The sequence below is a fragment of the Agromyces sp. Y575 genome, assembly GCF_059445445.1.
Genome location: NZ_JCAIUI010000002.1, coordinates 852,136 through 869,554 on the forward strand (window position 1 = coordinate 852,136; position 17,419 = coordinate 869,554).

General features: G+C 63.9%; 14 protein-coding genes and 1 pseudogene. 8 read left to right on the forward strand and 7 right to left on the reverse strand.

Annotation, left to right across the window (positions count from 1 at the left end):
- Window positions 1-74 precede the first annotated feature (74 nt).
- From gyrB to dnaA, 5 genes and pseudogenes are all read right to left on the reverse strand, one after another.
- On the reverse strand, window positions 75-2,090 hold the full coding sequence (gene gyrB / locus AC1C2U_RS10030) for a DNA topoisomerase (ATP-hydrolyzing) subunit B (RefSeq protein WP_495361602.1): 2,016 nt from the start codon (window positions 2,088-2,090) through the stop codon (window positions 75-77).
- Between the two features lie 123 nt (window positions 2,091-2,213).
- A complete protein-coding gene (locus tag AC1C2U_RS10035) occupies window positions 2,214-2,693 on the reverse strand; it encodes a DciA family protein (RefSeq protein ID WP_495361603.1) in 480 nt (159 codons plus the stop codon).
- Window positions 2,686-3,966: a DNA replication/repair protein RecF gene (recF, locus tag AC1C2U_RS10040; RefSeq protein WP_495361604.1), complete on the reverse strand. Its 1,281-nt coding sequence runs from the start codon at window positions 3,964-3,966 to the stop codon at window positions 2,686-2,688. Before recF ends, AC1C2U_RS10035 begins: the two co-directional genes overlap by 8 nt.
- A gap of 229 nt (window positions 3,967-4,195) precedes the next feature.
- Window positions 4,196-5,344: a DNA polymerase III subunit beta gene (gene dnaN / locus AC1C2U_RS10045; RefSeq protein ID WP_495361605.1), complete on the reverse strand. Its 1,149-nt coding sequence runs from the start codon at window positions 5,342-5,344 to the stop codon at window positions 4,196-4,198.
- A gap of 623 nt (window positions 5,345-5,967) precedes the next feature.
- Window positions 5,968-7,329: pseudogene (gene dnaA / locus AC1C2U_RS10050) on the reverse strand (chromosomal replication initiator protein DnaA); the annotation flags it as partial.
- Window positions 7,330-7,813: 484 nt separating this feature from the next.
- Between dnaA and rpmH the strand changes: the two are divergent.
- Genes rpmH through rsmG form a run of 6 tightly spaced genes read left to right on the forward strand, consistent with a single transcriptional unit; the run spans window position 7,814 to window position 10,855 of the window.
- Window positions 7,814-7,951, forward strand: coding sequence for a 50S ribosomal protein L34 (gene rpmH, locus AC1C2U_RS10055; RefSeq protein ID WP_022892375.1), 138 nt, complete (start codon window positions 7,814-7,816; stop codon window positions 7,949-7,951).
- 7 nt (window positions 7,952-7,958) lie between these two features.
- Window positions 7,959-8,330 (forward strand): ribonuclease P protein component, encoded by a 372-nt coding sequence (gene rnpA / locus AC1C2U_RS10060; RefSeq protein ID WP_495361606.1) that lies wholly within the window; start codon window positions 7,959-7,961, stop codon window positions 8,328-8,330.
- A gap of 1 nt (window position 8,331) precedes the next feature.
- The gene (gene yidD / locus AC1C2U_RS10065) at window positions 8,332-8,745 is read left to right on the forward strand and encodes a membrane protein insertion efficiency factor YidD (protein ID WP_495361607.1); all 414 of its coding nucleotides are present in this window, start codon (window positions 8,332-8,334) and stop codon (window positions 8,743-8,745) included.
- Window positions 8,746-8,753: 8 nt separating this feature from the next.
- On the forward strand, window positions 8,754-9,707 hold the full coding sequence (gene yidC, locus AC1C2U_RS10070) for a membrane protein insertase YidC (RefSeq protein WP_495361608.1): 954 nt from the start codon (window positions 8,754-8,756) through the stop codon (window positions 9,705-9,707).
- A 4-nt stretch (window positions 9,708-9,711) separates the two neighbouring features.
- The gene (locus AC1C2U_RS10075; protein ID WP_495361609.1) at window positions 9,712-10,209 is read left to right on the forward strand and encodes a Jag family protein; all 498 of its coding nucleotides are present in this window, start codon (window positions 9,712-9,714) and stop codon (window positions 10,207-10,209) included.
- 16 nt (window positions 10,210-10,225) lie between these two features.
- A complete protein-coding gene (gene rsmG, locus AC1C2U_RS10080) occupies window positions 10,226-10,855 on the forward strand; it encodes a 16S rRNA (guanine(527)-N(7))-methyltransferase RsmG (RefSeq protein WP_495361610.1) in 630 nt (209 codons plus the stop codon).
- 1,213 nt (window positions 10,856-12,068) lie between these two features.
- On the opposite strand, the gene AC1C2U_RS10085 is transcribed toward rsmG, so the two are convergent.
- Entirely contained in the window at window positions 12,069-12,605 is a 537-nt protein-coding gene (locus AC1C2U_RS10085; protein ID WP_495361611.1) for a barstar family protein, read from the reverse strand.
- A gap of 1,791 nt (window positions 12,606-14,396) precedes the next feature.
- On the opposite strand from AC1C2U_RS10085, the gene AC1C2U_RS10090 reads away from it, so the two are divergent.
- On the forward strand, window positions 14,397-15,329 hold the full coding sequence (locus tag AC1C2U_RS10090) for a ParA family protein (RefSeq protein WP_495361977.1): 933 nt from the start codon (window positions 14,397-14,399) through the stop codon (window positions 15,327-15,329).
- Window positions 15,329-16,309 (forward strand): ParB/RepB/Spo0J family partition protein, encoded by a 981-nt coding sequence (locus AC1C2U_RS10095; RefSeq protein WP_495361612.1) that lies wholly within the window; start codon window positions 15,329-15,331, stop codon window positions 16,307-16,309. Before AC1C2U_RS10090 ends, AC1C2U_RS10095 begins: the two co-directional genes overlap by 1 nt.
- 142 nt (window positions 16,310-16,451) lie before the next feature.
- Here AC1C2U_RS10095 and AC1C2U_RS10100 read toward each other — a convergent pair whose 3' ends face one another.
- A complete protein-coding gene (locus AC1C2U_RS10100; RefSeq protein WP_495361613.1) occupies window positions 16,452-17,411 on the reverse strand; it encodes a D-alanine--D-alanine ligase family protein in 960 nt (319 codons plus the stop codon).
- Window positions 17,412-17,419: the final 8 nt, after the last annotated feature.

Here is a 17,419-nt window from a genome sequence, read left to right on the forward strand (position 1 = left end):
GTCCGCTCCCCGAGCCTGTCGAAGGGAGTCTTGCCGTGGTCCGTTCCCCTCGACGATCTCAGGGAACGAGACCACTAGATATCAAGGAACCTGACGTCTTTCGCGTTCTTCTGGATGAAGTTGCGTCGGCTCTCGACGTCTTCGCCCATCAGTGTGGAGAAGATCTCGTCAGCGGCGGCCGCGTCGTCCATGGTGACCTGCAGCAGGGTGCGGGTCTCCGGGTTCATCGTGGTCTCCCACAGCTCCTGGTGGTTCATCTCGCCGAGGCCCTTGTAGCGCTGCACCCCGTTGTCTTTGGGAATTCGCTTGCCGGCCGCTACGCCCGCCGTGAGCAGGGCGTCGCGCTCCTTGTCGGAGTAAACGTACTCGTCGTCGGAGTTCGTCCACTTGAGACGGTAGAGCGGGGGCTGGGCGAGGTACACGTAGCCGAGCTCGATGAGCGGGCGCATGTACCGGAACAGCAGCGTGAGCAGCAGTGTCGTGATGTGCTGGCCATCGACGTCGGCGTCGGCCATGAGCACGATCTTGTGGTACCTGACCTTCTCGGTGTTGAAATCTTCACCGATACCGGCGCCGAACGCCGTGATCATGGCCTGCACCTCGTTGTTGGCGAGCGCTCGGTCGAGGCGTGCCTTCTCGACGTTCAGGATCTTGCCCCGCAGCGGCAGGATCGCCTGCGTCTCGGGATTGCGGCCCTGCACGGCGGAGCCGCCGGCCGAGTCGCCCTCGACGATGAAAATCTCGGAGACCGACGGGTCTTTCGACGAGCAGTCCTTCAACTTACCTGGCATGCCGCCCGACTCGAGCAGGCCCTTGCGACGAGTCGCCTCGCGCGCTTTGCGCGCGGCGAGGCGCGCGGTCGCGGCCTGAATCGCCTTGCGGATGATGTCGCGTGCCTGCGTCGGGTTGCGCTCGAACCAGTCACCGAGCTGGTCTGAAGTGACCTTCTGCACGAACGACTTCACCTCGGTGTTGCCGAGTTTCGTCTTCGTCTGGCCCTCGAACTGCGGCTCCGCCAGCTTCACCGAGATGACCGCGGTGAGGCCTTCGCGAACGTCATCGCCGGAGAGGTTGTCGTCTTTCTCCTTGATGATGCCCTTCTCGCGGGCGTACTTGTTCACGAGAGTCGTGAGCGCCGCGCGGAAGCCCTCTTCATGGGTGCCGCCCTCGTGCGTGTTGATCGTGTTCGCGTACGTGTGCACCGATTCGGTGTACGCCGTCGTCCACTGCATCGCGACTTCGAGCGCGATCTTCCGCTCGGTGTCCTCTGTCTCGAACGAGATGATCTCGTCGTTCACGACGTCGGACTTCTTCGAGCGGTTCAAGTACTCGACGTAGTCGACGAGTCCTCGCTCGTAGAGGAAGGTGTCGGTGCGCTGACCGGGAGCCGCGTCATCCGCTTCGCTCGCAGCCGTATCCTCTGGATCGATCTCGACGTGGCCGACGCGCTCGTCGGTCAGCGTGATACGCAGGCCCTTGTTGAGGAAGGCCATCTGCTGGAAGCGGGAGCGGAGAGTCTCGTAGTCGAACTCGACGGTCTCGAAGATGTCGGGGTTCGGCCAGAACGTGGTCGTCGTGCCGGTCTCGTCGCTCGGCTCATCTTTCGAGAGCGGAGCGTCGGGCACCCCGATGGTGTACGACTGGCGCCACACGTACCCTTGACGGCGCACTGCGACGTCGAACTTGCTCGACAGCGCATTGACGACGGATGCCCCGACGCCGTGCAGCCCGCCCGAGACGGCATATCCGCCACCGCCGAACTTGCCGCCGGCGTGCAGCACGGTATGGATGACCTCGACGGCGGAGCGGCCCTCGGTCTTGTGGATGTCGACCGGCATGCCGCGCCCGTCGTCGATGACGCGTATACCGCCGTCGGCCAGGATCGTGATGTCGATGGTGGTGGCATGGCCCGCAAGCGCTTCGTCGACCGAGTTGTCGACGATCTCGGTGACGAGATGGTGCAGGCCTCGTGGGCCCGTCGAGCCGATGTACATACCCGGCCGCTTGCGAACCGCTTCGAGGCCCTCGAGTACCTGGATCTCATCAGCACCGTAAGCCGGTGACTGGGCCTTCGTGGGTTCCGCTGTCATGTGTGGATCGGGCTCCTGACCGTCATTCTGGCGACTCTCGATCCTATCAAACGGAGGGTCGACACAGGCCCTGAAGCGCCGATCTGGGGCGATATCAGGTCGGAAGTGACCGAATTTGCCTGCCTAGCCGTAGGTATCGCGTGGACCGCGCCCTGGAACCGATCTGGGACCCCTTTTCCAGGTGGGGGCATCCGGCCCCTGGAACCTGATCGTCTCGACGGCCGCTCCGGGGAATCTCGTCGTGATCTCGGTGACCAGTTGCGTGCGCATCATGCGCAGCTGCGTCGCCCACGCGGTCGATTCGCAGCGCACCTGCAGCACCCCGCCCTCGATCGCGATGGGTTCGGAATGACGTGCGGTCTCTTCGCCGGCGATATCGGCCCAAGAGGCGAGCACGTCGTGCTGCGAGAGCGGACCGTTCCAGCCGAGCTGGGTACTCAGCGAATCGATCGTGTCGGCGAGCGGCTTCGGGTCGCGCCCCGGGGTGAACGGCTCGCTTCCGGAGATCTCGCGAGTGCGAACCCTGCCCGCTCGACCGCTGCGTGTTCGTTCGCCGCCGAAGATCTCACGGAAGTGCTGGTAGACGCGCGCGGCCTCAGACATCGGCGGCCTCGTCGTCTCTGCGCCCTGAGCCTGTCGAAGGGCCGGCACCATCGATCCCTTGCATACCATCGTCATCTCTGCGCCCTGAGCCTGTCGAAGGGCCAGCACCGATCCCTTGCATACCCTCGTCGACGATGCGACCCGCCTCGATGTGCACGACACGGGCGGTCAGGGGCGCCGGCACATCTTCGAGCACCGCCGCCGTCACGAGCACCTGTTCGAAGCCCGAGATGGCGCTGGCGAGACGTTCGCGCCGCAGGCGGTCGAGTTCGGCGAACACGTCATCGAGCACGAGCACCGGGTCGCCGGTCATCGAATCGCGTCGCAAGAGCTCGGCTGAGGCGAGTCGCAGGGCAAGCGCGAACGACCACGACTCGCCGTGGCTGGCGTACCCCTTCGCGGGCAGACCGTTGAGGAGGAGCACGACATCGTCGCGGTGCGGACCGACGAGGGTGACGCCTCGCTCGAGCTCTTTCGGGCGAAGCACTCGCAGCGCCTCGGCGAATCGCTCGATCGTGCTCGACGTCGAATCGAGAGGGGCAGCGGATGCATCAGGCTCGTCATCCGGGTCGGCGCCGTCGATTGAGAGTGACGGACTCATCCCAGGAGCGTGGTCGGCGTCGACGATCGATCGGTACGCAGCTGCGAGGGGCTCCCGGAGCTCGGCGATGAGCGTGAGCCGCTGGTCGATGAGCTCCGAACCGAGCGTGACGAGACGCTCATCCCAGATGTCGAGTGTCGTCAGCTTGTCGACGGCGAGCCCTCTGGCCCGCGCGCTCTTCAACAACGAATTGCGTTGTTTCAGCACTCGCTCGTAATCGGCCATGACGCCGGCGAGCCGTGGCGTGCGTTGCACCAGCAGCTCATCGAGCATTCGCCGGCGAACCGAGGGCTCGCCCCGAACGATGGCGAGGTCTTCAGGAGCGAAGAGCACGCTGTGCACATAGCGCGGCAGCTCACGCGTCTTCACCGGGGAACGATTCAATTGGGCACGGTTGGCGCCTTGACGATTCAGTTGCAGCTCGATGAGCAACTCACGATCGCCGTGGGTGAGCAGTGCACGCACGATCGCGGCGTCGGCGCCGGCCCTGATCAGCGCCTGATCGCCGGAGACGCGGTGCGAACTGAGCGTGGCGAGGTAACCGATCGCTTCGACGAGGTTGGTCTTGCCCTGTCCGTTGCGCCCGACCAGCACTGTCGCGCCCGGGCCGAGTTCGAGTTCAGCACGCTCGTAGTTGCGATAGTCGGTCAGGGAGAGACGGGCGACGTGCACGCTGGGCTCCCTTCGACGGCGCGGCATCCGGATGCCTCATGGCCGTCGGAATCGCAATTCACCACGCTACCCCGCACCGCCGACGCCAGGCCCGCGGGTTGAGCTTGCCGAAGCTGCGGGTTGAGCTTGCCGAAACCCAGCTCGGCGAGGTTTCGGCAGGCTCAACCCGCAGAACGGTCAGCCGAGCTCAACCCGCAGAACGGTCAGCCGGGCTCAACCCGCAGAACGGTCAGCGCAGCAGCAGGTTCGGCTGCAGCAGGTAGCGGTAGCTGTCGGCGCCGGCCTGCTCGCGCGAGGACTGGCTCGTGATGAGCACCGGACCCGGCTTGTTCGGATTCTCGGTCTTCGTGAATGAGACGCGGACGAACTCGGAGCGCACGGCGCCGAGACCGTCGAGCAGGAACTGCGGCTTCAGCGACACAACTGTGTCGTCGCCGGTGAGGATCGCGTCGATCGACTCCGATGCTTGGGCCTGCTCGCTGCCGATCGCCTCGAGCGTGAGCCCGTCGGCCGTGAAGCTGTAGCGCAGAGCGGCCTCACGTTCGAGCACCAAGGCGACACGGCGGGTCGCCTCGATGAGCTCGGCGGTGTTCACGACCGCGTAGTTGTCGACCGTCTCGGGGAAGAGTCGTCGCACGGGCGGGAAGTTGCCCTTGATGAGCAGCGACGTCACGGTCTTCTTGTCGGCGCTGAAAGCGATGAGCTCGCGATCGTCGCGGTTCGTTATCGAGACGGAGATGGTGCCGGAGTGGCCGAATGTCTTGCCCACCTCTTGAAGTGTGCGGGCAGGCACGAGCGCGCTGACCGTCTCTTCGCTGGCGACGGTGCCGCCATCCCAGTCGAGTTCTCGAACTGCGACGCGGTAGCGGTCGGTCGCGACCAGGCTGAGATTGTTCTCGCGCACCTCGAGCTGCACACCGGTGATCACTGGCGTGACGTCGTCGCGCGAAGCGGCGACCGCGACCTGTGCGACGGCCGCTGCGAACTCCTCGGCCGGCACGACGCCGGACTGGGGGCCGATCTCGGGAATCGAAGGATATTCCTCGACCGGCATCGACAGCAGTGTGAAGCTCGCCGAGCCGCAACTGACTGAGATTCGACTCTCTTCCGTTGCGACCCGCACTGGGGCGTTCGGGAGGCGACCGGCGATCTCGGCGAGCAGACGCCCCGAGACGAGCACGGTGCCGGGTTCTTCGACGTCTGCCTGGATCTCGGTCTGAGATGAGACCTCGTAGTCGAAGGACGAGAGCACGAGGCCGTCGGCGTTCGCCTGGATCAGCACACCCGAGAGGATCGGCAAAGTGGTGCGCTGGGGCAGCAGTTTGACGGCGAAGGAAACGGCCTCACTGAAGACGTCGCGGTTGACCTGGAACTTCACGGTTCTCCCGTCGTGGATGTCGCTGGGTGGATCCCATGTTATCCGCAGAGTTCAGCTCTTCGCGGGGCGAATCGATGTCGACCGTGCACTGCCGCACCGCTGCTCGACGAGCGCCGATCTCCAAGGTTGTGGGAATCCCCCCTTAAACCCTTAACTCTTAACAGTGTTAACCGCTGTGGAAACTGTGGATGGTGTGCAGAGACCTGCGGAACGACGCCGATCGCGCGGCATCCGATCTGTGCACAGTGTGTGGGTTCGTGAGCGGATGCCTCATGCTGACGTCGAACGCATGACACTGTTCTGCACAGGCTGACCCTTTGTCTCAACAGGCTTCAGGCGGTTCTTCGCGAACAATCCACAGGTTCTCCACAACTGTGGGAATCGCCCGGAATGGTCGTGCACGGTCGCTGCAGACCCGTTTTTCGGCGAGCTCGAGCGCGCCGGGTCGACCTTGTCGGTTTCCGGTTCTGTGGGTTGAGCCTGTCGAAACCTTCTCGGCGGAGGTTCGACGAGTCTCGGTTTCGACAAGCTCAACCCGCAGATGGGGCAAGCTCAACCCACGCATGGGGCAAGCTCAACCCACGCATGGGGCAAGCTCAGTCCGTACGGGGAACGCCGCACACTCAGCGGTAGCGGCTGACCTGCTTGATGCGCGCCGTGAGCTCGGTGACCTGGTTGTAGATGGAGCGGCGCTCCTTCATGAGTTCCGAGATCTTCTTGTTCGCATACATGACCGTCGTGTGATCTCGATTGCCGAACAACTGGCCGATCTTCGGCAGTGACAGGCTCGTGAGCTCACGGCAGAGGTACATCGCGATCTGGCGTGCGGTCGCCACGGCCTGCGACCGGCTCGAACCGTAGAGGTCGTCGACGGTCAGCTTGAAGTAGTCGGCGGTCGCCGTGATGATGTCGACCGGCGAGACGACGTTGTCCGAGTCATCCGTGATCAGGTCTTTCAAGACCGTCTGCACGAGAGGCATGTCGACCGCCGTGCGGTTGAGGCTTGCGAACGCAGTGACGCGAATGAGGGTGCCCTCGAGTTCACGGATGTTGCTCGACACCTTCGACGCCATGTATTCGAGGATGTCGTCTGGCACCTGAAGGCGCTCGGACTGCGCCTTCTTACGGAGAATGGCGATGCGGGTCTCGAGGTCGGGCGCCTGCACGTCGGTGATGAGGCCCCACTCGAAGCGGCTTCTCATGCGGTCTTCGAAGCCGGTCAGGTGTTTCGGCGGCACATCACTCGTGATCACGACCTGCTTGTTGTGATCGTGCAGTGTGTTGAACGTATGGAAGAACGCCTCCTGAGTCTCCGCCTTGCCCTGCAGGAACTGGATGTCATCGATCAGCAGGATGTCGATGTTGCGATAGCGCTGCTGGAAGAGCGATCCCCGGTTGTTCGCGATCGAGTTGATGAAGTCGTTCGTGAACTCCTCGGAGCTCACATAGCGCACGCGAATCCCGGGGTACAGGCTCATCGCGTAGTGACCGATGGCGTGCAGGAGGTGGGTCTTGCCGAGACCGGAGTCGCCGTAGATGAACAGCGGGTTGTACGCCTTGGCCGGCGCTTCAGCGACCGCGACCGCGGCGGCGTGGGCGAAGCGGTTGGACTGGCCGATGACGAAACTCTCGAACGCGTACTTCGGATTCAGCCGCGTGTCGCGTGACGAGACCGGGCTGGTGTTCTCGAAGACCGACTGGGGGGAGGCGGGCATCTCGACCGGATCGAGCTCGTCGACGAACGGCGACTGCGGCTCGGGGGCTCGAGCCTCCTCGAGCTCGGGATTCACGACGACGTAGAACGAGGTGACCGGTGACGGCGCCTCGACAACGCTCATCGCGGAGAGCAACGACACCCGCATGCGCTGGTTCAACATCGTCGCCGTGAAGTCGTTCGGCACCTCCAGGTAGAAGGTGCCGGCCGCGATGCCCTTCGGCTCGACGAGATTGAGGAAGCCCTGCAACATCGGCGTGATGGCGTCGTCGTCTGACAGCCGATCGAGGATCGTCGCCCAAATATCCGTGATGGGCTGCTCTGTCATGGTTCCCCGCAATCGATCCGGTGCCGTCGTCTGCCGCTCATCGATCCCCCGATCGACGGAGCAAGCGGCGCGAGGCGAAGTGTTCACTGGGTTTTCCACGCCCTGTGGGGAGAATTCGGAAGAAGCCCGAGATTCCGCGCACCAAGCTGGGGATAACTGGTGTCAAACGCTATCCAATGAACCCGCTCCCGACAAATGCCGATTGAGGGATTCGACGTCGCGGGCGTGTCACTCCACAGGCGATCCTGAGGTTCGAGCGATACTGTCCCTTTTGAACTGTGCCGGGTTGAACTCTGTTCGGTTTGACCCCAAGGCCTCGAGGCCGTAGTTTTAATCAGTTGACCCCAGCCCATCAGGGCACCTAGTTTTCCCGCCTTCGCGCTGTTCCGCGGTCCCGGCGAGGAGATCCGAACGCCGGAGAAGAAGAATGAGCAAGCGTACTTTCCAGCCGAATAACCGTCGTCGCGCCAAGAAGCACGGCTTCCGCCTTCGCATGCGCACCCGCGCCGGCCGCGCCATCCTGTCGGCGCGCCGCGGCAAGGGTCGCACCGAACTCTCCGCCTAGTACTTCGGTGCTTGCCAAAGCCAATCGCATCACGAGTGCCGACGACTATCGAGTCATCGTGCGCCGGGGTGCGAAGGTCGCCGGTGCCCACACCGTGAGCTATGTGCGCTCACGGGAGTCGGGCGCTGGCGCACGCTTCGGCTTCATCGTGTCGAAGAAGGTCGGTTCCGCCGTTCGACGCAATCTCGTGCGCCGGCGGTTGAAGGCCGTGTGTCACGAGGCGCTCGGCGACGGCATCGCCGACGTCGATGTGGTCGTGCGAGCGCTGCCCTCGGCTGCCGCTGTCGACTGGCATGAGCTCCGCGCCGAGGTGCTGAGTGCACTTCAGCGCCGTCGCATGCGCGCGTCAGCGATCCCATCGCAGGAGAAGGGCGAATAGCGTGAAGAACGCCGCCCTGTTCGTCGGGCTCCTCCCCCGCAATCTCGGGGTGCTCGTGATTCGCGGCTATCGCGCCGCCATCTCGCCGCTCTACGGCGACGTCTGCCGCTATTACCCGTCGTGCTCCGCCTATGGACTCGGTTCCGTGCAACAGCGCGGCCTCCTCATCGGCTCGGCGCTGACAGCCTGGCGCATACTTCGCTGCAATCCCTGGACTGCCGGCGGCATCGACGACGTCAAGGCCGCACGTCATTCGCGCTACCGGGTGACCCCGTCCGGGTGGGTGGTACCGGCCGGTATCGGGCAGACGGATGCATCTGATCAGATGCGTACCGTCTCGGCTCGCCATGATCACTCGCACCGCGACGACGCGGAGCTCTTGCTCTCCTCCCCCACCCTGTCCCGGAAGGACTGAACTCCTCCATGCCTGATTTCATCAGCCTGGTTCTCTGGCCCATCAAATGGGTCATCGAGCTGATCCTCGTCGCGTTCCACTCGATGTGGGACTTCATCGGCCTCGATCCCGACGCAGGTGGCACCTGGATCCTCTCGATCGTCGGCCTGGTGATCGTCGTTCGTGCGGCGCTGATCCCGATCTTCGTCCGGCAGATCAAGAGCCAGCGCCGCATGCTCGAGGTCGCGCCGCAGCTCAAGAAGATCCAAGACAAGTACAAGGGCAAGAAAGACCAGTTCTCCCGCGAGGCCATGTCGCGCGAGACCATGGAGCTCTACAAGAAGACGGGCACCAACCCGCTCTCATCGTGCCTGCCGCTCCTGCTGCAGATGCCGATCTTCTTCGGACTCTTCTCGGTGCTCAACGACGCTCAGCATGACAAGGCCGGCGTCGGTGTGTTCACCCAGCAACTCGCGAACTCGTTCGCGAACTCGGAGTTCCTCGGTGCCCCGTTGAAGGGCACGTTCATCGGCGCGATGAACGGAGAGTACCCCTGGCAGGTCATGGCCATCGCGGCCACGATGATCGTGCTGATGACCGCTTCGCAGTTCATCACCCAGCTGCAGATCGTCTCGAAGAACATGTCGCCCGAGACCAAGGCGAGCCCGATGTTCCGCCAGCAGCGCATCATGCTGTACCTGCTCCCCCTCGTGTTCGCATTCTCCGGCGTGGCCTTCCCCATCGGTGTCATGTTCTACTGGCTCGTCTCGAACTTCTGGACCATGGGTCAGCAGTTCGTGGTCATCAGGAACATGCCGACTCCGGGCAGTGAAGCAGCGAAGGCCCGTGAAGAGCGACTCGCTCGCAAGGGCAAGCTCGTCGTCGATGAGAAGACCGAGATCGCGATCGAGGCGCAGGAGCCGAAGAAGACGCAGCGCCAGCAGCCCGTGAGCAAGTCTCGCTCGAAGAAGCAGGGGAAGTAGACCCATGACCGACGTACAGCACGAGACCGCAGACCGCTCCACCGCTCAGCTCGAGGAAGAGGGCGACATCGCGGCGGATTACATCGAGGAACTCCTCGACATCATGGACCTCGACGGCGACATCGACATCGATGCCCGCAATGGGCGCGCGTATGTGTCGGTGAACGCTGGAGCCGGCGAAAACCTCGATCTCCTCTCCAAGCCCGAGACCGTGAGCGCGTTCCAAGAACTCACTCGGCTCGCCGTGCAGACCAAGACCGGCGCGTTCTCACGGCTGATCCTCGACATCGGCGGCTCGCGCGACGCTCGTCGGGACGAACTCGCGAATCTCGTGACTCGCGCCGCCGAGCGCATCGATGGAGGCGCGGCGGAAGCTTCACTCCCCCCGATGTCGTCGTACGAGCGCAAGCTCGTGCACGATCTTGTGGCTGAGCGCGGTCTGCACTCGGAGTCACGCGGCGAGGGCAGTGACCGTCACACGGTCATCACCCGCGGTGCCTGACGTTTCACGTGAAACGATGATCGACGGACTGGAGCCGGAACCGGCTGCCGCGGTCGATATCTTCGGCGAGCACATCGATGCCGGCCGCGCATTCACGATGGCGCTCGCGCGACACGGCGAGGAACTCGGTCTCGTCGGACCGCTGGAACTCCCCCGGCTCTGGACTCGTCACGTCTTGAACAGTGCATTGGTCGCACCCCTGCTGCGGCCGGGGCGCGTGGGCGATGTCGGTTCAGGCGCGGGCCTGCCCGGCATCGTTCTCGCCATCTTGAGACCGGATGTCTCGTTCACCCTCATCGAGCCGATGGAGCGCCGCGTCGCTTGGCTCGAGCGACAGGCGAGTGAACTCGCGCTTGCGAACGTCACGGTCGTGAGAGCCCGTGCCGAGGAATCGAAGCTCTTCGACTCCCTCGATCAGGTCACGGCGCGCGCAGTGAGCGCCTTGCGCACACTGATTCCAGTGACCGCACCCCTGTTGCGGGCAGGTGGCGAGCTCGTGCTCATGAAGGGCGCCGGCGTCGACGGTGAGATTGCGGCTGCTGAGAAGGTCATCCGCAAGTACCACCTGCGCGACGTGGAGGTGCTCGTGCTCGGCGAGGGACTCGTGTCAGAAGTCACGCGGGTCTTCCGCGCAACTGCGGGCTGACGCTCCCGCTCTGCGGCGTGGGCGCCGCCAATTCGTTAACTCGTGGATTCTGGAAGAGAGTCACATCGATTCGGCCGGCTTCCGGGCTGGCCGGAGGGCTCGTACTGGCGTGCCCTGACTCAAGTGGCTCAATTCACGCTCGCTCGGCCACGTTGAGGCGTCGTGTGCTTCCGATCCAGTCAGACGCTTGATTCGAGAGCATTGCGGTGCCTGGTCGGTTCCGGATGAAGTTCGGGCCCCCACACGGACGGTCAGGTGGGTTCGCGACTGTGACGTGGATCACGATCTGGATCGGGACGAAAGCCGGGAGCAATGACGCAGACGGCCTCAGCTCACGACCGGTGCTGCCCGGTTGGTCCCGCGCTCCACTCGAGCTGCAGCTGCGCAGGCGTCGTGAATTGTCCGCTCGAAGGTTCGATCCCTGAGCATTCCCGCCGCCGTGATCATTGGTGAGTTGCTGACCTTCGGTGCGCAGGCCGGTTTGGGACGGAGAAGATTGCCACACCGCGGAGGTGCGCGGACGGTCCGTTGTGTGCGGCGTGCCAGTTCTCATGCGTTTCACGTGAAACATGGAACCACCGTGCGGTTCCGTCTCGCTCTGATACGGAGCAACGCCAATGGTCGATGGTCTCAGGTCACGGGCCACCTCTGCTGCGATGCGGATCCAGCGGGAGCCGAACTGAATTGCCAGAGTTCGTCTCCCAAGTCGCGGGGTGATCTGTGGTCGGGGATGCTCGTGGGGGTGGCTCGTGGTCGTGAACTTTCGGATGCGCAATGGGAGCGGCTGGCGGCGTAGCAGGCGACCTGGTTCAATCGGGTCACAGGGGGACCTGTCGAATCACAAGACTCCCTGCACCCAACCGCCCGATCGCGCCGTCGAACGGTCCCGCGGCGGCCTGTCCACGAAGATCCACTACGCCATCGACGGCCGACGCCGCCCTCGCGATCCTCGTCGGTCCCGGACCTGGCGCGGACTCGCCCATGTTCCTGCACGCACGAGGCCGGTCGCGCTGTTGGCGGATCGGGCGTACTCGTCCCGGGCCATCTGCGCTGACCGGCTCCGCCGCCACATCCAAGCGGCGATGGCGCGGTCTCGCGACCCGGTATGACCGGCATGTGGGTGATCTTCCGCGTCGGCGCAATCCTCGGCTGGGTCTGCCACCAACACCCCGCACGAACCGTGGACCGGCGCGCTCGAGAAGCGCATCGTGGCTTAGGTCGGGAGGCGACTGGAGTTCAGCCACTCTGCTTCGTTCCAAAGTACGGGATCGGCCCCTACCGCATCGAAGCTGATGCGGGGGGCGTCACTCTGCACGAGACAGATCAACCTTCGTCCGAACAACCCCGCGACACGAGAATGCTGAGCGACGAGGTCCAGAACGACCTGCGCGGGCCGCTGGCATCTCGCTGCGAATGTGTCATATCCGGTGAACACCAGTACGAGGCCGGTGGCGTGGGGGTCCCACCCGTAGTCCTGACTGACAACGTCACGCAAACAATCGTTCAGAGCGTCGAGGCTATGGCCGTAATAGTCAGGGAAGCTCAGCGCCTGAGCAACATCCCGATGAAGATCCGCCTCGGCAGACCAGGATGACGCGTCCAGAACCGTGATCTGATATCCGTGCTCTGCCAGCCATGCGGACGTCTCCTCCAAAACATGGCGTCGATAGAACGAAGTGACCGGGGTATTCCACAGCAGGCGGAAGCCAAGGTCCTGACCAAGATCCTCTTCAGGGTCGAACGCGCTCACACTTGGACCCTACAAGTGAGCGACTTGGGAGACTGACCCTGGGACACCCGCATACTGCGCACGGCGAGCGAGATATCCATCGCAACTGACGTTTCACGTGAAACGTCGCCGTCCCTCTGCCAATCGAATTGCTGCGAGCTCCTGCCGGGACGGTGTGTGCGGACGGACTTCTTGTGTGGATGTCGCACGCACAGCCACCCGGCTTTCGCAGCGCAATCGGATCTCAAGAGCCAACGGCGTTTCACGTGAAACATGCTGCAATTCATTCAACTCGTCTCGGTGAACATTCGATCGAGGGCGCCGGCGGCGTTACCGCAGGTCGCACCCGCTCGACCCCAGTCATCGAACTTGCATCGCCCGCGAGTGACGACGTCCCGACTCGACCGATGAGTCTTCGTTTCGACGTGGCCGAGGACACTCACCTCCGTGCTGTGTCGCTCCTGGACTGTCTTGATCACCACCTCTGTAAGGGGTGTCCCCAATACGCGCCAACAAGCCCCGAAAGCACCGGTGCCCGCATGAGACTGTCGAGTGGCTGGCATCACGATCCCGCCGTGACGATTGGGCCTCCCGCCCCACGCCTTCCACTTGTCCGTACCTCAGCGGCCAGGTGTCGAGGAGGCGCCCTCGAGTGATCATGGGCACCACGCAACATCAGGGGCGGACTCGTGTCTCACGTGAACTCCCCAGCCCGTGCCTCAGCGTCACAACGGGTTTCGCTCCATCACGCTCCACCGCTGCCCCCCCCCTCAGCGAGCTGACCCGGTACGCGTGGCCGGGAGGGCGCCGACTGGTCGAACGCTGACCACTGCTCCCGCAGGGACGTTTGGTCTGGATACCCTCGACTTCGCCAGTCATCAACTTGAGAGTCAGTCGCGCCGGTTAGGCTTGACTTTCAGGTCGGGCCGCTACGGAATACGTCGATTCGACCCGCAGATCCAACGATATGGAGCAGTCGGTATGGCAAAGGGCGGGGGACGTGGATGGTTTCGTCGCAGGCGCCCTCAGCCCGAATCTGAGAAAGTCGCCGAGGGTACCGTTCACTCGAGATCCACGCCTCCGGCGCTTTCGGAAGCACCCGTGAACGAAACACGGCCGGCTGACCCTGCTGCCGATCTCGTGGCAAAGCAACAGGTCTCGGACCGGAGCCCGGAGCCTCACGCGGAAGCCGCCCCTCAACTGGTCGTTGGAGGCCCGGGAGAAGACGGTCGACCCGGTGTCACATCGGAGCAACCCAGTACTGATGCCGCGATTTCATCCGTGGCCGACGAACGCCAGGCGGTCGCTCCCGAGCAAGCCGCGCCGCCCAGAGCATCGGTAGGATCTGCGACAGTGAACGATGGCGACCGCCCTTCGAATGAGATCCCCTTCGACCGCGGAGTCGACTGGGACGCGGCGACTGCTGAAGCACTGACGGCCGGTGCGGACCCCATCGATGAGTCGGCGGTGCACCGCACTGCGGGTCCCGATCGTCTCCTGGAGGACCTCATTCGCGAGATCGTCGGGGAGGCTACGGCCGACACGGCTTCGGCGCTGTACCCCGTTCGAACCCCAGCCGAGGCAGACTCCCCCGCACCGACCTCCAACGCCAGTGCGCCGGCTGTGGCACAGGAAGAGCCCGATGATGCGAGCATCTCGGCAGTCGAACCACAGATCGCGCCAACGCCCGAACGCAACGACCGAGCCAGCGAGCAACCGCAATCATCCGAGCCCCCGCTCGGGCGTGAATATGTGGTGAGCTCGCCGATGATGGTCACTCCTGCCAATGCCGTCGCGCAGGCGACACCCCTGATGCCAATTGAAGCCCCTGATGTTTCACGTGAAACATCTTCTGATCACGGAGGAACTCCCCTGGCTTACGAACTCGCCGAAGAGAACCGTCGGCGCATCGCCCTCGATGACGCGGTGCTCCCCTTGCCGCCTGCGACGCGTGTGTTGACGATCTCCAATCAGAAGGGCGGCGTCGGAAAGACGACGACCGCGGTCAATCTTGCGGCCGGCCTTGCGCGTTCGGGTGCCAGAGTGCTCGTGATCGACCTCGATCCGCAGGGCAACGCATCGACCGCTCTCGGAGTCGATCACCGCTCGGAGCGCAAGAGCGTGTACGAGGTACTTGTCGCAGACCTCGCACTCGCGGAGGTCATTCAGTCGTCAGCCGAGCACGAGTTGCTCGATTGCGTGCCCGCGACCATTCACCTCGCGGGCGCAGAGATCGAACTCGTCTCGCTCGTTGCTCGCGAGCAACGGCTGCGGCGTGCACTCGACGCGCATCTCGCTTCGATGGAACAGCCCTACGACTACGTTTTCATCGACTGCCCGCCATCACTCGGCCTCCTTACGATCAACGCCTTCGTCGCGGCACGTGAGGTGTTGATTCCAATTCAGTGCGAGTACTACGCGCTCGAGGGCCTCTCGCAACTCCTGAGCAACATCGAACTCATTGAGAAGCACCTCAATCCCGAACTTCGGCTGTCGACGATCCTTTTGACGATGTACGACTCCCGCACCAACTTGGCGCAGCAAGTGGCTCAAGAGGTGCGCGACCACTTCCCCGTCCAAACGCTCGACACGATCATTCCCCGTTCAGTGCGGGTGTCCGAGGCACCCAGCTATGGCCAGAGCGTGATCAGCTACGACTATGCGTCGAGCGGATCTCTGTCGTATCGCGAGGCAGCGGCCGAAATCGCCCGGCGCGGAGCTGCGAAACCCGAGGAGTCGAACTGATGACAACCAAACGGACCGGTCTCGGTCGTGGAATCGGTGCACTGATCCCGAGTGGGGATGACAGCTCCCGCACTCGCCCCGTCGACGTGTTCTTCCCCGACTCGGAGGCGCAACCAGCCGTGGCCATCGCGGTTGTCGAACAAGCAGCGTCGGCAGACAACCTCGTCACGGTTCCGGGTGCGCACCTCGCGCGTCTCGATCCGGATGACATCCTTCCGAACGCCCAACAGCCGCGTAGCGTTTTCGACCCCGACGACCTGGCAGAGCTTGTACACAGTGTGCGCGAGTTCGGAGTTCTCCAGCCCATCGTGGTTCGTCGGCACCCCGACCTGCCTGGCAAATACGAGCTTGTCATGGGTGAACGACGGCTTCGTGCGACGAAGGCAGCGGGACTCGATTCCATTCCGGCCGTCGTCAAAGACACCGCGAACGAAGACATGCTTCGTGACGCGCTGCTCGAGAACCTGCACCGCTCTCAACTCAACCCGCTCGAAGAAGCCTCCGCCTATCAGCAACTCCTCGCCGACTTCGGAATCACCCAGGAGGAACTCGCTTCACGCATCGGTCGGTCGCGGCCTCAGATCTCGAACACACTCAGACTGCTCAAGCTTCCCGAGGCCGTGCAGCTTCGGGTTGCGGCGGGCGTGCTCACCGCGGGGCATGCCCGGGCGATCCTCTCCGTCGGCGACGACGCAGCAGGCATGCAGCGATTCGCCGACAAGATCGTGAATGAGGAGTTGTCGGTTCGGGCCGCGGAAGCGGTCGCCACGAATGAGCCGAAATCGTCGCGTCCGAAGCCGGCGGCAGGCAAACGACAGGACTTTCTCGAAGACTTGGCGACTCGCCTCGGCGACCGACTGAATACTCGGGTGAAGATTGCGCTCGGCGCGAGAAAAGGCCAGATCACAATTGATTTCGCGACCGTTCAGGACCTTCGGCGGATCCTGACGGAACTTGGCGAGAATCTCGACGGGGTCTGAGTTCAAGAGTCGCGCAGGATCGTTCCTGACGAGCTGAAATCGGGCTGGATCGGCGAAGAGAACACCCGCTGGAACGGCGTTGGTCGGGCACGCGATGAAGCGATCGGCACCATCGGCGATGATCGCTTCGGAACGTGCGAAGCTAGTTCGCGCGCAACCGGGCCGCTGCGACGAGCGAGCCGTACAGAGTCGCGGCATCCGTACCGGACGCCTCGATCGCGAGCGGAACGAGTGACGTCTCGGTGAGGCCGGGAATCACGTTCGCTTCCAGGAACCATGGCATTCCGTCGGCATCGACGATGAAGTCGACGCGAGAGAGATCCCGCAGTCCAAGTGTGCGATGCGCGAGCACCGCGGCATCCGACACTGCAGCGACCGCCACCTCATCGAGGCGAGACGGAGCGTAGAACGTGGTCTCCCCCGCGTTGTAGCGGGCCTGAAAACCGTAGACCCCAGCGGTCGGTTCGATCTCGACCGCTGGGAGCGCACGCGGCCCATCACCCGTATCCACGACCGCAACCGCGACTTCGGTGCCGAAGATGCGACGCTCGACCACCGCGACCTCTGCGTAGGTGAACGCCTCGACCATCGCGCGCGGCAGGTCGTTGGAGTCATCGACGATCGTGACTCCCTGCGCGGAACCACCTGAGGCGGGCTTGACGACGAGGTCACCTTCGAGCGCCGAGCGCACGACCCGGAGCACACTCGATGCGCCGAGCTCGCGGAACGACTCATGCGAGAGCACGATCGACTCGGGAACGGCAACGCCGGCCGACGCCAGCAACGAGCTTGCGATGGGCTTCGACCAGGCTCGCCGCGCCGCTGCACCCGATGACCCGACTGTCGGCACATCAATTGCAGCAAGCAACTCGAGGAGCGACCCGTCTTCACCACTTGAGCCGTGAAGGGCGGGGAAGACCACGTCGGGCCGTTCGCTCGACAGGAATGCCAGCAGCCCGGCGTCGGGGTCACGCAGCACCACACGATGCCCCGCTGTGGTGAGTGCGTCGGCGACTCGGCGACCCGACCGAAGAGACACGTCGCGTTCGTGGGAGATGCCGCCCGCGAGCACGACGACGTAGAGGGCGGAAGAATCGCTCATGATCAGGG